This window comes from Phytobacter ursingii (assembly GCF_001022135.1).
GTDB lineage: Bacteria > Pseudomonadota > Gammaproteobacteria > Enterobacterales > Enterobacteriaceae > Phytobacter > Phytobacter ursingii.
Genome location: NZ_CP011602.1, coordinates 616744 through 631418, shown reverse-complemented (window position 1 = coordinate 631418; position 14675 = coordinate 616744). Strand labels below are relative to the sequence as shown.

At 50.9% G+C, this 14675-nt stretch carries 12 protein-coding genes and 2 tRNA genes; 8 read left to right on the top strand and 6 right to left on the bottom strand.

The genetic code is table 11. The annotated features are described in order from the left end of the window. The first annotated feature begins 138 nt into the window (after positions 1 to 138). Together AB182_RS06450 and AB182_RS06445 are read left to right on the top strand one after the other, a co-directional pair. Complete coding sequence (locus tag AB182_RS06450) at positions 139 to 1836, top strand: sensor histidine kinase (RefSeq protein ID WP_047369378.1); 1698 nt, start codon at positions 139 to 141, stop codon at positions 1834 to 1836. A 12-nt stretch (positions 1837 to 1848) separates the two neighbouring features. Next, on the top strand, positions 1849 to 2577 hold the full coding sequence (locus AB182_RS06445) for a LytR/AlgR family response regulator transcription factor (protein WP_047369377.1): 729 nt from the start codon (positions 1849 to 1851) through the stop codon (positions 2575 to 2577). Here AB182_RS06445 and glk read toward each other — a convergent pair. Then, the gene (glk, locus tag AB182_RS06440; protein ID WP_047369376.1) at positions 2574 to 3539 is read right to left on the bottom strand and encodes a glucokinase; all 966 of its coding nucleotides are present in this window, start codon (positions 3537 to 3539) and stop codon (positions 2574 to 2576) included. The genes AB182_RS06445 and glk overlap by 4 nt on opposite strands. Positions 3540 to 3743: 204 nt before the next feature. On the opposite strand from glk, the gene AB182_RS06435 reads away from it, so the two are divergent. The 3 genes from AB182_RS06435 (at position 3744) to ypeC (ending at position 6527) form a co-directional block, all read left to right on the top strand. Beyond that, the gene (locus tag AB182_RS06435; protein ID WP_047369375.1) at positions 3744 to 4976 is read left to right on the top strand and encodes an ion channel protein; all 1233 of its coding nucleotides are present in this window, start codon (positions 3744 to 3746) and stop codon (positions 4974 to 4976) included. A gap of 106 nt (positions 4977 to 5082) precedes the next feature. After that, positions 5083 to 6081 carry an L-glyceraldehyde 3-phosphate reductase gene (gene mgrA, locus AB182_RS06430; protein WP_047369374.1) on the top strand — a complete coding sequence of 333 codons (999 nt, stop codon included), beginning with the start codon at positions 5083 to 5085 and terminating at the stop codon, positions 6079 to 6081. 113 nt (positions 6082 to 6194) lie between these two features. Further along, positions 6195 to 6527 (top strand): DUF2502 domain-containing protein YpeC, encoded by a 333-nt coding sequence (ypeC, locus tag AB182_RS06425; RefSeq protein ID WP_047369373.1) that lies wholly within the window; start codon positions 6195 to 6197, stop codon positions 6525 to 6527. Positions 6528 to 6588: 61 nt separating this feature from the next. Here ypeC and AB182_RS06420 read toward each other — a convergent pair whose 3' ends face one another. Then, positions 6589 to 7827, bottom strand: a complete 1239-nt coding sequence (locus tag AB182_RS06420; protein ID WP_047369372.1) for an Nramp family divalent metal transporter — start codon at positions 7825 to 7827, stop codon at positions 6589 to 6591. Between the two features lie 351 nt (positions 7828 to 8178). Here AB182_RS06420 and AB182_RS06415 point away from each other — a divergent pair, with 351 nt between their 5' ends. Further along, entirely contained in the window at positions 8179 to 9366 is a 1188-nt protein-coding gene (locus AB182_RS06415) for a NupC/NupG family nucleoside CNT transporter (protein WP_047369371.1), read from the top strand. 27 nt (positions 9367 to 9393) lie between these two features. On the opposite strand, the gene AB182_RS06410 is transcribed toward AB182_RS06415, so the two are convergent. The 3 genes from AB182_RS06410 to AB182_RS06400 form a co-directional block, all read right to left on the bottom strand. Beyond that, complete coding sequence (locus AB182_RS06410; protein WP_047369370.1) at positions 9394 to 11595, bottom strand: bifunctional diguanylate cyclase/phosphodiesterase; 2202 nt, start codon at positions 11593 to 11595, stop codon at positions 9394 to 9396. Positions 11596 to 11808: 213 nt separating this feature from the next. Beyond that, a tRNA-Ala gene (locus AB182_RS06405) sits at positions 11809 to 11884 on the bottom strand. A 40-nt stretch (positions 11885 to 11924) separates the two neighbouring features. Beyond that, positions 11925 to 12000: transfer RNA gene (locus tag AB182_RS06400), tRNA-Ala, on the bottom strand. A 220-nt stretch (positions 12001 to 12220) separates the two neighbouring features. Between AB182_RS06400 and AB182_RS06395 the strand changes: the two genes are divergently transcribed. Both AB182_RS06395 and AB182_RS06390 read left to right on the top strand, forming a co-directional pair. Beyond that, positions 12221 to 12583, top strand: coding sequence for a YfeC-like transcriptional regulator (locus AB182_RS06395; protein ID WP_047369369.1), 363 nt, complete (start codon positions 12221 to 12223; stop codon positions 12581 to 12583). Between the two features lies 1 nt (position 12584). Further along, a complete protein-coding gene (locus AB182_RS06390; RefSeq protein WP_047369368.1) occupies positions 12585 to 12980 on the top strand; it encodes a YfeC-like transcriptional regulator in 396 nt (131 codons plus the stop codon). A 45-nt stretch (positions 12981 to 13025) separates the two neighbouring features. Here AB182_RS06390 and gltX read toward each other — a convergent pair whose 3' ends face one another. Then, on the bottom strand, positions 13026 to 14441 hold the full coding sequence (gene gltX, locus AB182_RS06385; RefSeq protein WP_047369367.1) for a glutamate--tRNA ligase: 1416 nt from the start codon (positions 14439 to 14441) through the stop codon (positions 13026 to 13028). Between the last annotated feature and the right edge of the window lie 234 nt (positions 14442 to 14675).

The following is a 14675-nucleotide window of genomic DNA, read 5'->3' as shown; positions in this document are numbered from 1 at the left end:
GCGAAACATCTTTCGATTGATATCAATCCCCTTTTAGGGAATAGGTTTTTCCTCATTGCCAAATGCACGCACCTGACTGGTCATTGGTGGCGATGTTTTTTATCATAGCTTTTTCACGCCTTTTACATGAGCGTTCTCGTGCACGAAATATTCAACATGCTGCTGGCGGTATTTGATCGCGCGGCGCTGATGCTGATCTGCCTTTTTTTCCTGATCCGCATCCGCCTGTTCCGCGAGCTGCTGCATAAAACGGCGCACACGCCAAAAGAGTTACTCGCCGTTACGGCTATCTTCTCAATGTTTGCGCTGTTCAGCACATGGTCCGGCGTACCGGTCGAAGGCTCGCTGGTGAATGTGCGTATCATTGCCGTGATGTCCGGCGGCATCTTATTTGGCCCCTGGGTGGGCATCATTACCGGGGTGATCGCCGGGATACATCGCTACCTGATTGATATCGGTGGCGTCACCGCCGTACCTTGCCTTATTACCAGCATTATTGCCGGTGTTCTTTCCGGCTGGATAAACCGCAAGATCCCTAAGCAAAAGCACTGGAGCGTGGGCATCATCGCCGGGATGGTGTGCGAAACCCTGACCATGACGCTGGTGGTCCTTTGGGCGCCGACGACCGCACTTGGTCTGGATATCGTGTCGAAAATTGGCGTACCGATGATTCTGGGCAGCGTCTGTGTGGGCTTTATCGTTTTGCTGGTACAAAGCGTGGAAGGTGAAAAAGAAGCCATTGCCGGACGTCAGGCCAAACTGGCGCTGGATATCGCCAATAAAACCCTGCCGCTGTTTCGCAATGTAAATAGCGAATCCCTGCGTCAGGTGTGCGACATCATTCGCCGCGATATTAATGCCGACGCCGTAGCCATCACTAACGCCGACCATGTACTGGCCTATGTTGGCGTGGGAGAAGACAACTACCGGGACAGTGACGATATCATCAGCCCAACGACACGTCAGGCGATTGATACCGGGGAGATCATCATTAAAAACAATGATGAAGCCCACAGAACACCGCAGATCCACTCGATGCTGGTGATCCCGCTATGGGAAAAGGGGATCGTCACTGGCACGCTTAAAATTTACTATTGTCACGCGCATCAAATCACCTCTTCATTGCAGGATATGGCGGTTGGTCTGTCGCAAATTATCTCCACACAACTGGAGGTCTCCCGTGCCGAACAGCTACGCGAGATGGCCAATAAAGCGGAACTGCGCGCATTGCAAAGCAAGATCAACCCACATTTTCTGTTTAACGCCCTCAATGCGATTTCCTCCTCTATCCGTCTTAACCCGGACACCGCCCGTCAGTTGATTTTCAATCTGTCTCGCTACCTGCGCTACAACATTGAATTAAAAGACGATGAGCAGATTGATATCAAAAAAGAGCTCTATCAAATCAAAGACTATATCGCCATTGAACAGGCCCGTTTTGGCGACAAGTTGACGGTTATTTATGACATTGACGAAGAGGTGAGCTGCGTCATTCCCAGCCTGCTGATTCAGCCCCTGGTAGAAAATGCCATCGTTCATGGTATTCAGCCCTGTAAGGGAAAAGGGGTGGTAACCATCAGCGTGGCGGAATGCGGCAACCGCGTGCGTATTGCCGTACGCGATACGGGGAACGGTATTGCGCCCGAGATGATTGCCCGCGTGGAAGCCGATGAAATGCCTGGCAATAAAATCGGTTTGCTCAATGTCCACCAGCGTGTGAAGTTACTGTATGGCGAAGGGCTGCATATCCGTCGGCTGACGCCCGGTACGGAGATTGCGTTTTATGTGCCCCTGCACACCATACCTGTGACCTCGCCGGCCACGCTGTTGCCTTAACGGGAGAAGTGAATGAAGGTCATCATTGTTGAAGATGAAATCCTGGCGCAACAGGAGTTGAGCTGGCTTATCAAAACGCACAGCCAGATGGACATTGTAGGTACATTTGAGGACGGTCTCGACGTGCTGAAATATTTACAGCACAACAAAGTCGACGCCATTTTCCTCGATATCAACATTCCCTCTCTGGACGGCGTCCTGCTGGCACAGAACATTAGCCAGTTCGCCCATAAACCCTTTATCGTGTTCATTACTGCCTGGAAAGAACATGCGGTAGAGGCATTCGAACTGGAAGCGTTTGACTATATTCTCAAACCTTACCAGGAATCTCGCATTATCAGTATGTTGCAAAAGCTGGAAACGGCCTGGCAGCAACAAACCGGCAGCAGCGCCAGCCCTGCCCCACGGGAAAATGCGACCATCAATCTGGTGAAGGATGAGCGCATTATCGTCACCAGTATTCATGATATCTATTACGCAGAAGCACATGAAAAGATGACGTTTGTCTACACCAAACGTGAATCCTATGTCATGCCGATGAATATTACGGAATTTTGCAGCAAGCTCCCGGCGGCGCACTTTTTCCGCTGCCATCGCTCCTACTGCGTCAATCTGGATAAAATTCGCGAAATTGAGCCCTGGTTCAACAACACCTATATCGTGCGGCTGAGAGACCTGGATTTCCAGGTGCCTGTCAGCCGCAGTAGGGTAAAAGAGTTCAGGCAGTTAATGCATCTTTAGAGATAATATCCCAGCGACTGACGCAGGTGCGCGCCAGCGCCCAGCAGGCCTGGATTATCGTGAGTAATCAGGAAGACCGGGATGTCCTGAACGTAGGATTTGAAACGCCCTTTATCTTCAAAACCGCCGCGGAAACCGGAGGCGGTGAAGAAATCCAGGAAACGCGGAACGATCCCTCCGGCGATATAAACACCGCCGAACGTACCGAGATTCAGCGCCAGGTTACCGCCGAAACGCCCCATAATGACACAAAACAGCGACAGCGCGCGGCGACAGTCGATGCAGGTATCAGCCAGAGCACGCTCGGTTACATCTTTTGGCTGCAGGTTCTCCGGCAGTCGTCCGTCCGATTTCACAATCGCGCGGTAGAGATTTACCAGCCCCGGACCGGACAGCACACGTTCGGCAGAAACATGGCCGATCTCCGCGCGCAGCTCTTCCAGAATGATGCCCTCTTCTTCGCTGTTCGGCGCAAAATCTACGTGTCCGCCTTCACCCGGCAGACTGACCCAGCGCTTATCGACATGCACCAGATGCGCCACGCCAAGGCCCGTGCCCGCGCCATATACCGCGATAGGTTTGCCTTCAACCGGCTCACCACCGCCGAACTGGGTCAGGTGCTCTTGTTTCAGCATCGGCACCGCCATAGAAACAGCGGTGAAATCGTTAATGATTTCCAGATGCGCGAAGCCAAGGTTTTTTTTCATCTCAACGATAGAGAAGGCCCAGGTATGGTTGGTCATCGCCACCCAGTCACCGGTAACTGGACAAGCAATGGCGATACAGCCATCTTTTACATCTGCCTTATGCTCATCGAGGTACACGCGTACCACCGCCTCAAGGCTGGGATAATCAAGGCCGGAATAGGTTTTGGCCCGGGAGATCTCTCCGCTACTGAGATCGCAGAGCGCTAAGCGTGCGTTCGTGCCGCCCACGTCCCCTACTAAAGCATATTTTGTCATTCTTTTACGGCTCCGCTAAAGTCAGAATAAATCTTTGGCACACTGTAAATTCAAGGCGCTGTAACGACAACGAACATAGCATGAGTGCCCCGGGATTATCGATCTTCGTCACAAATTAACATTATGGTTTCAGCAAGGTTTGCACTCAGCGGATATTTTCCACGAGCGTGCTGTGACCCTGTGCTCCGTTAAAAGGAAATGAACATGCTCCATCCGCGAGCCAGAACGATGCTGCTGCTGGCGCTTCCCGCGCTGATTATCGGCGTCGCATCCAGTCTGGTGTTATTGCTGATCATGAAAGTTGCCGCCGTTCTGCAATTGATTCTCTGGAATAGGCTGCCTTATCGTCTGGGGTTAACCCCTGACTCCCCTTTCTGGGTGATCATGATGCTGACCCTGACCGGTCTGGCGGTCGGCCTTGTTATTCGTTACAGCGCCGGACACGGCGGTCCGGATCCGGCAACCGAGCCGCTGATTGGCGCACCGGTGCAGATCTCTGCCCTGCCTGGCTTGCTGGTTGCCCTGGTGCTTGGCCTGGCCGGTGGGGTGAGCCTTGGACCGGAGCATCCTGTTATGGTGCTTAATATCGCGCTTGCTGTTGCGCTCGGTGGAAAATTATTCCCGCGTGTAGCCCCCCTCGACTGGACTATTCTCGCGTCTGCCGGAACGATTGGCGCGCTGTTCGGCACGCCCGTGGCAGCCGCGCTGATTTTCTCCCAGACGCTAAATTCAAGTACTGACCTGCCGCTGTGGGATCGCCTTTTCGCCCCGCTGATGGCCGCCGCCGCGGGTGCCCTGACCACCGGGCTATTTTTCCATCCACATTTCGCTCTGCCTGTTGCGCATTATCCGCAGATGCATCTGGTGGATATCATCAGCGGTGCGGTCGTCTGCGCCATCGCCATTGCGCTGGGGATGGTGGCGGTCTGGTGCCTGCCGCGTTTGCATCAACTCATGCATCGCCTGAAAAGCCCTGTACTGATGCTTGGAATCGGCGGCTTTATTCTGGGCGTGCTTGGCGTGATTGGCGGCAATATCACCCTGTTTAAAGGGCTGGATGAAATGCAGCAAATGGCATTTTCACAGACCTTTAGCGTGACCGATTACCTGCTGTTCGCGGTAATAAAACTGGTGGCGCTGGTGGTGGCTGCGGCCTGTGGTTTTCGCGGGGGCCGCATCTTCCCGGCGGTATTTGTCGGTGTCGCTCTCGGCCTGATGCTGCATGAACACGTCGACGCCGTCCCGGCAGCGATCACTATCTCCTGTGCCATTCTCGGCATGGTGCTGGTCGTCACACGCGACGCCTGGCTGAGCCTGTTTATGGCGGCGGCCGTCGTGCCGGATACCAGTCTGCTGCCATTGCTGTGCATTGTGATGCTACCCGCCTGGCTGCTGCTGGCTGGCAAGCCCGTCATGATCGCCCCACGCAAAAAATAGTGCGTAACGGCAGAATTTAACAGAGGGAATCAGCGAGAACCGACAAGCTGGTGTAAGCTCGAAGGCCATTTGTGTAAACGTATACACTGACATTAAGGGCATATGTATGGTTTATCTGGCCTCCGGGGATCGCTATCAGAAAATGGAATTTCGCCGCTGCGGTGACAGTGGCCTTAAGCTTCCGGCTATCTCACTTGGGCTGTGGCATAACTTCGGCGACGCCACGCTCATTGAAAATAGCCGTCAGTTACTCAGACATGCTTTCGACCTGGGGATAACCCATTTCGATATTGCCAATAACTACGGGCCGCCTCCCGGCTCTGCCGAGCGCAATTTTGGTCGTCTGCTACAAGAAGATTTTTTGCCCTACCGGGATGAACTGATCATCTCCACCAAAGCAGGCTATACCATGTGGGATGGCCCCTATGGCGACTGGGGTTCACGCAAATATCTGATTGCCAGCCTCGATCAAAGCCTGCGCCGGATGGGGCTGGATTATGTCGATATCTTTTATCACCATCGTCCGGACCCTGAAACGCCGCTAAAAGAGACCATGCGCGCACTGGATCATATTGTCCGCCAGGGCAAAGCGCTGTATGTCGGCTTGTCGAATTACCCGGCCGATCTGGCGCGCGAGGCCATCGGAATACTCAACGATCTGGGTACGCCCTGCCTTATCCATCAGCCCAAATATTCTCTGTTCGAGCGTTGGGTAGAAGACGAACTGCTGACGGTACTGCAACAAGCGGGCGTCGGCAGCATTGCGTTTTCACCGCTGGCAGGCGGACAACTTACCGACCGCTACCTGAATGGTATTCCGGCAGATTCACGTGCCGCCAGCGGCAGCCGCTTCCTCAACCCCGATCAGATTACGGATGAAAAACTGGCCAAAGTCCGCAAACTTAACGATCTTGCGATTAGGCGTGGGCAAAAATTATCGCAAATGGCGCTGGCCTGGGTTCTGCGCGGAGATAAGGTGACATCTGTGCTGATTGGCGCCAGTAAAACCAGCCAGCTTGACGATGCCGTCGGTATGCTGGCCAATCGCCAGTTTAACGACGCGGAATGTGCCGAGATTGACGCCATCCTGAATAGCGTAAAATAGCATCACTTTTAGCAAAAAGTGCTGTCATTACGCATTTAGGAGTTCCGCCGAAGATGCGGACATAAACGTTACATAATATTGCTGCAACAGACCCGATCGTGAAGGAGAAAACTATGTTCAGGTCACTGATTCTCGCAGCAGTATTAATGGCATGTGCCCCGCTGGTCGCTAACGCTGGCGAAATAACACTGCTGCCTTCTGTAAAATTGCAAATTGGCGATCGCGACAATTACGGCAATTACTGGGACGGCGGTCGCTGGCGTGACCGCGACTACTGGCATCGTAACTACGAATGGCGTGACCATCGCTGGCGTATGCATGACCGTGGCTGGCACCGTGGCTGGGATAAGCGTGACGCTTACGAACGCGGTTACCGCGAAGGCTGGAATGATCGCGATGACCGTCGCGGTCCGGGACGTGGTCACGGCCATGGTCACTGGCGTTAATAAACAGGCTGTCAGTAAAAAGGAGCGCATGCGCTCCTTTTTCTTTGACACCATTTCAGGTTTACACCCCTAAGGCGGTTCCCACCAGCAGCCAGCCATTTAACGCTACAACCAGGATAACAATCAGCCAGCCAACGCGTTTGATGGTTGGCGTATTCACAAGTTCGCCCATTAACGCGCGATCACTGGTAAACATCAGCAATGGCACCAGCGCCAGGGCGATGCCGAAACTGAGCAGTACCTGGCTCATCACCAGAATGCGCGTAGGATCAAGCCCCATCAGGATAACGACAAACGAGGGCATCATAGTGATAGTCCGACGTACCCATAATGGAATGTGGAAACGCACAAACCCCTGCATCACCACTTGACCGGCCAGCGTCCCTACCACGGTGGAGGAAAGTCCGGCTGCCACCAGGCTGAGTCCAAACACGGTTGCTGCCGCATGGCTCAGCAACGGTTCAAGCGTTAAATAAGCTTCATCCAAATCGGCAATGCCGGTATGTCCATTGAAGTGAAATGCCGCAGCGGCCGTCGCCATCATCGCCAGATTGACAAAACCGGCGATGGTCATCGCGATGCCCACATCCCACTTCGTCGCGGAATACCGCTCGCGGCGCGTTCCTTCATGCAGATACTGGGTCAATGAGGAGTGAAGGTAAATCACGTGCGGCATAATAGTCGCGCCTAATACACCGGCGGCAAGGAACACCGCTTCGGTACCCGGCAGGGTTGGAATAAAGATGCCTTTACTGAGCGGCGCTAGTTCAGGACGAGAGAAAACCAACTCAACGATATAGGCCGCAGCAACAAACAGCAGCAGTCCGCCAATGACTTTTTCCAGCGGTTTCTGCCCGCGGCGTTGCAACATCAAAATTAAAAAAGTGGCAATCCCGGTTAATACGGCGCCTTGCAGCAGCGACACGCCGAGGATAAGTTTAAAACCGATGGCGGCGCCGATAAACTCGGCGAGGTCGGTGGCCATGGCGATAATTTCCGCCTGAACCCAGTAGAACCAGACTAAAGGACGCGGGTAATGGTCGCGAATTTGTTCCGCGAGGTTCTTACCCGTAGCAATCCCCAATTTTGCTGACAGCAGTTGGATCAGCATAGCCATCAGGTTTGCCCAGACAACCACCCACAGCAACTGGTAACCGAAACTGGCCCCGGCCTGAATGTTAGTGGCGAAGTTGCCCGGATCGATATATCCGATCGCCGCAATGAACGCAGGTCCCATTAACGCGAGCCTTAACTTGCGCGCTGTACGCCCACTGCTACTCTCAACGCGACTGTTGTTCATTTATTGCCCCTAAATATAGCCTTTGCTATGTTTCATGCTACCAAAATGAGAATGATTATCAAGTTCATTTAGAGTAGATTCTATTGATTTATTCGATAGACAGAAACGATGACGGGCCGGCTGTTTTTAAGACAGGGACGGTGAGATGCAAATCACACCGTCTTGTTAAGAGTCTAGCATTTCAGTGCAACTTTTCACTCTTTTACTTAACATAACAGAAATGTATGGTGGATCACTATTTTTGAGTCTGGTCACAGGTCATTAATATACTGTGTGTTTGATCTCGTTTTCTTTCCGCTTGTTACATAGAATGTGCACGAAAATTCTACCCGTCTCATATTTGGAGCAAATATGTCCCGCGTTCTGCACTTTGTTCTGGCGCTTGCTGTTGTCGCGTTGCTTGCATTACTTGTAAGCAGTGACCGCAAAAAAATCCGCCTTCGCTTCGTTGTCCAACTGCTCGTGATCGAAGTCTTGCTGGCCTGGTTCTTCCTGAACTCTGACGTGGGTCTGGGTTTTGTGAAAGGCTTCTCCGAGATGTTTGAAAAACTGCTCGGATTTGCCAATGAAGGGACAAACTTCGTCTTCGGCAAAATGAATGATCAAGGTCTGGCATTCTTCTTCCTGAAAGTACTCTGCCCGATTGTCTTCATTTCTGCGCTGATTGGTATCCTGCAACATATCCGCTTACTGCCCATTATTATCCGTGCTATCGGTACCGTCCTCTCCAAAGTCAACGGTATGGGCAAACTGGAATCATTTAACGCAGTCAGCTCCTTGATTCTGGGTCAGTCTGAAAACTTCATCGCTTATAAAGATATCCTCGGCAAAATGTCACGCAACCGCATGTACACCATGGCGGCAACCGCGATGTCTACCGTTTCGATGTCAATCGTTGGCGCGTACATGACCATGCTGCAGCCGAAATATGTGGTCGCAGCCCTGGTTCTGAATATGTTCAGCACCTTTATCGTGCTGTCACTGATCAACCCGTACCGTGTCGATGAGAGTGAAGAAAATCTGCAGATGTCTAACCTGCATGAAGGACAGAGCTTCTTCGAAATGCTGGGTGAGTACATTCTGGCAGGTTTCAAAGTCGCGATTATCGTTGCAGCGATGCTGATCGGCTTTATTGCGCTGATTTCTGGTCTGAACGCTCTGTTTGCTGCCATTCTTGGCATCTCCTTCCAGGGGATTCTGGGCTACATCTTCTACCCAATTGCCTGGGTAATGGGTGTACCGTCGTCAGAAGCACTGCAGGTGGGGAGTATCATGGCAACCAAACTGGTATCCAATGAATTCGTGGCCATGATGGATCTGCAGAAAATCGCATCCACCCTGTCTCCGCGTGCGGAAGGCATCCTGTCCGTCTTCCTGGTTTCCTTCGCTAACTTCTCCTCTATCGGTATTATCGCAGGTGCGATCAAAGGCCTGAACGAAGAGCAAGGTAACGTTGTATCCCGCTTCGGTCTGAAACTGGTTTACGGTTCAACGCTGGTGAGCGTCCTGTCCGCTTCTATCGCGGCACTGGTACTGTAATTCAGATAAACCGGGGGCAACCCCGGTTTATTCCTTCCCGACGGCAGCTAACGGCTGCGGTTTCCCCAGCAAGTATCCCTGCAGATAATCCACCCCGGCATTCAGCAGCAAAGCGCGCTGTTCCTGCGTTTCGACATATTCAGCAACCACCGTCAAAGACTTCGCTTTTGCCAGATCGCAAATCGACTTCACAATCATCGCATCCTGCGGGTCGTGGGCGATATCCCGCACAAAGCACCCATCAATTTTGATGATATCTGCCTCCAGACGCTTTAAGCGCTCGAAATTGGCAAACCCTGTACCGAAGTCGTCAATGGCGATTTTGAACCCGGCCTGACGCAGTTGCTGAATGTTCTGCACGCTATATTCCGAATGTGAAAACGCCTGCTCCTCAGTGATTTCAATAATGATCTCGCGGGTAGAAATCGCGTAATTCTTAAAAAGCCCGAGCAATTTCTCGGCAAAATCTTTTTGCATCAGCGTCAATGGCATCAGATTTACTGAGAAACGCTGACGAGGTTCAGTACGGGACTGCGGGTTTGCCTGCATCCATTGCAAAAGGGTTTCGATAACCTGCATATCGAAGCGGGTGCTGAGATTAAACTGTGCAATCACCGGAATGAAGTGCGCAGGGTTCATCACGTCTCCATCACTAACCAGACGCGTGAGGATTTCATGGTAACCCTCCCCCTGTGCGTCAAGGATGGGTTGGGCATACAGTTGCAGTGTGCACTCATCCAGCGCACGTTTAACTTTATTGAGCAATATTACACGCTCGGTCATCTGATCAGACACGACGTCGAGGCTATGGGTCAACGCCAGCGCCTGGGGGGTGGTACAAGCCTGTTCAGAGAGCCAGCTCAACTGCCCTAACATAGGGTGCAATGTTTCCCCGGCTCCGTTAACGTCTCCCCATGAGGCGCCGAACTCGACATCAAGGGCGGTATTTTGCCAGTGAAACCGCTGGCTATTGAGGTAATCCAGCATGTGCTGCAAGCGGTCAGCAGCCTGCGAGCCTTCAAGTACCAGTAATAATTCACTACCAGGCAACTGGAACAATAACTCCGTGGGCTGTAATAATGGGCGCAATGCATGCGTGACGCTTCGCTTGAAATAGATACGCATCATCATTCCGTAATGTCGGCTTAAAAATTCCAGATTTTTCATATGAAAACAGCAAATAGTCTGATTCTTATTTTTCTCCAGATGCAATTCCAGCGCGCGTAGATTAGGTAAACCGGTTAATGGGTCAGTTAATGCCTGCGCCCTCCAGCGTTTTCTGATCCATACGCTACGATGATATACACGGGTCATATAGATTAAACAGATGGTAAAACAGATTAGTACCGACATAACAAACGCCAGCGAGTATTCCGTGTTAACACCATGCAGAAAATTGCGGTTACAGGCAGCCAGCACAAAGGCAGATACCGCCCAACTCAGCATAATGAGCGGATAACTTAATTTGCTGATACCTAACGTAAAGAGAATAAAAATAAGCGGAACAAGATACCCTGCGACAAAGTCGGAATGATAAGGTGCACACAAAATTGTAAGAATCGATATCAGTGAGGACACCCATAGTGAAATGAATAATCTTCTCTTTTTTGAAAAGCAGGGTTTCAGGCTTTTACGCCAAAATATGCGCCCATAATGCGGACTGACAATCATCCTTAATGGATAATAAAACATCATCGTGAAAATCAGCGAAGCGCAGATAAGACTTTGAAAATCAACAATAGAATAGACTACAGATGCGGAACCAAAGTAACTCGACAGGTAGACCGGAAACGCAAACCATTTACCCGCTAAATACATCGAAAATTTTATTCCTGCCGGGGCGACAACTCCCATCCAGAAAATACGCAGCGCCATATTTTTATTCGGAATGCCATAACGCCAGCGTATACCTATCTTCCAGCGGACCATAGCACATACGGCAAGCACAGGAAAAGTCTGGCAAAAAAGCAGTATAACAGCCTGATTAAATGGCAGAGATAATAGCCATTCGTTAACAATAGCAAAGCTGATAATAATTGGCAGAATAGCGTGGCGGCCAAATAATAACATCATCGCAAGCGTAACACTTAACGGAAGCCAGGCGAGATAAACATAGTTCAAATCTATAATTGCACGCGGAGAGATATAACGAGACACCGGCACCGCAATTAGGCACAAAATAAACGCAACAATAAATTTTTGGATACTTATGTATATTTTAGATTTCATTGTCGTTAATAAACTGATCTCACCTGCTCATTTTTTATCAGGCACGAATAATATGTTTATTCGCAGCGCGAAGCAAGGAATAACACCACTGTATACCGTACTATGCCGATAGCATTAATAAATCCAAAAGGTCTGACTAAACCTGAAAAGGATTTACATGAGGAGACAAAAACAGAAAATAAAAAACCCCCGCCGTAGCGAGGGTTCAAATTTTGGTGGAGCTAAGCGGGATCGAACCGCTGACCTCTTGCATGCCATGCAAGCGCTCTCCCAGCTGAGCTATAGCCCCACAATGTTCTTTACGCACCAAACCACCTGGGTGGAGAATTTGGTGGAGCTAAGCGGGATCGAACCGCTGACCTCTTGCATGCCATGCAAGCGCTCTCCCAGCTGAGCTATAGCCCCATCGCGTAAAGCGTGTCGTGTTGACGGGCGGCATAATATGAATTCCCTCGCCAGGTGTCAACGGCAAAATTCTCAGGTCGCAATCAATCGCTGAAAAAGCATGCAAATGAAAGACATTGCGAAACATCTCGCAGCCAGTAGTTAAACATGTCACATTTTCGCATAAAATGATGCTATAACATTATTCACTAATTATCCCTACAACCACTCTGGAAATAACATGCTCAAGGAACGAATGACCCCGGAAGAGCTCGCGCAGCTTACCGGCTACAGCCGCCAGACCATCAACAAATGGGTGCGTAAAGAAGGCTGGGTCACCTCCCCTAAACCAGGCGTACAAGGTGGAAAAGCCCGGCTGGTGCATGTTAATGAGCAAGTTCGTGAATTTATCCGCAATGCCCAACGCTCCGCCCAGGAAATAACTTACTCCCCTCTTAACGCTAAAGACCCTACTCTGGAAACACTGCTTCTGACGCTGGCCAAAGAGATGACCATGCCCGAGCAGAAACAGCTTTCCTCTTTGTTACTTCGCGACGGCATTAGCGGTTTGCTGTCTCGTCTGGGTATTCGTGAACAGAAATAAGATGAAACTACCTGATAAAATGACGACTGAGGAATTGGCGGATTTTCTCGGCGTGGCAAAACAGACGGTTAATCGTTGGATCCGCGAGCAAAAATGGTCCACAGAGAATTTGCCCGGGGTAAAAGGCGGTCGCGCGCGTCTCATTCATATCGATAAGAACGTTCGTCATTTCATTATGAAAACACCCACCATGCGTCAACGCCACGCGCCAGCGGCAATGGCTGAACCCTTTCCACAATATGAAGCCGATAAACAGACCTCAGCGCTGCTGAAAATTAATGGCGTGTTGCAAAACATGACACCGCATGAACAAGAACGGCTGGCGGTATTACTCGCGCGCGAAGGCATTCAGGGTTTTCTGCAAAGGCTGGGCATTACAGCGATAGATGCGGAGTAAAAAAACGGCAGGTTAACCCTGCCGTTTTCGTTTTGATGTGTCGTCTTACTGCTGGCTTTCGCGCTCAGTAATAAAAGTCAGCGCCTTGTTGATACGCTCAATGCTACGAGATTTACCAATCGCATGTACGGTAACGTCCAGTGCGGGAGACTGACCCGCCCCTGTTACGGCAACGCGCAGAGGCATACCGACTTTCCCCATACCTACTTCCAGCTCATCAGCCGTTGCCTGGATCGCGTGGTGTACGTTTTCCGCAGTCCAGTCCGTCAACGCGGCGAGTTTATCACGCACCACTTCCAGCGGTTGACGCGCGACCGGACGCAGATGTTTTTTCGCCGCATCGGCATCAAACTCCGCGAAATCTTCGTAGAAATAACGGCAGCTTGCCGCAATTTCTTTCAGCGTTTTGCAACGCTCACCCAGCAGTTTCACCAGATCCGCCAGTTGCGGACCATTACGGGTATCAATTTTTTCCTGCTCAATGTGCCACTGCAGATGGGTCGCCACATACTCAGGCGCCAGCGTGTTGATATAGTGGTGGTTCAGCCACAGCAGTTTGTCAGTATTAAACGCACTCGCAGATTTACTCACCGCGCCAAGTGAGAACAGTTTAATCATCTCTTCACGGGAGAAAATCTCCTGATCGCCGCTGGACCAACCAAGGCGTACAAGATAGTTCAGTAGCGCTTCCGGCAGGTATCCATCATCGCGATATTGCATCACGCTGACTGCGCCATGACGTTTGGAGAGTTTTTTACCGTCGTCACCGTTAATCATGGAAACGTGCGCATAAACCGGCACCGGCGCATTCAACGCTTTCAGGATGTTGATCTGACGCGGCGTGTTGTTGATATGGTCTTCACCACGAATAACGTGCGTAATCTGCATATCCCAGTCGTCGACAACTACGCAGAAGTTATAGGTCGGAGATCCATCCGTACGACGAATGATCAGATCGTCGAGTTCCTGATTGCTGAATTCGATCGGCCCGCGGATCTGGTCGTCAAAAATAACGGAACCGTCCTGCGGGTTGGCAAAACGCACCACGCAAGGCTCATCAGCAGCATGTTCGCGATGATCGTGACGGCAGCGACCGTCATAACGCGGTTTTTCGTTATTCGCCATTTGCTCTTCACGCAAAGCTTCAAGGCGCTCTTTGGAACAGTAGCATTTATAAGCCGTGCCGGCTTCCAGCATCTCATCGATAACCGCGTTATAGCGATCAAAACGTTTGGTCTGAAAATACGGACCTTCATCCCATTCCAGATTCAGCCAGTTCATGCCATCCATGATGGCTTCAATAGCTTCTGGCGTTGAGCGCTCAAGATCGGTGTCTTCAATACGCAGCACAAACTCACCATTGTGGTTACGTGCAAAAAGCCAGGAGTAAAGAGCAGTACGCGCGCCGCCGACATGCAGATAGCCAGTCGGGCTTGGCGCGAAGCGAGTTTTGATTTTCATGAAAAGGCCTTACGTTTGATAAAAATGCCGACAACCGGCAAATCCTGGAAAATTGAGGTCGCAATATTCTATCACTGTGGGGTGATTCCTCAATGTTGTTGCCGCAATCACCCGCTTCTATGTGTATTTTGTATATAAATCATGCGCCCACGCCTGATTCAACAGCGGTTTGTTTAATTTTACGACGAACGAACAATTTCTTTTGAAAATGCGTTGACTCATTTTCAACTCTCC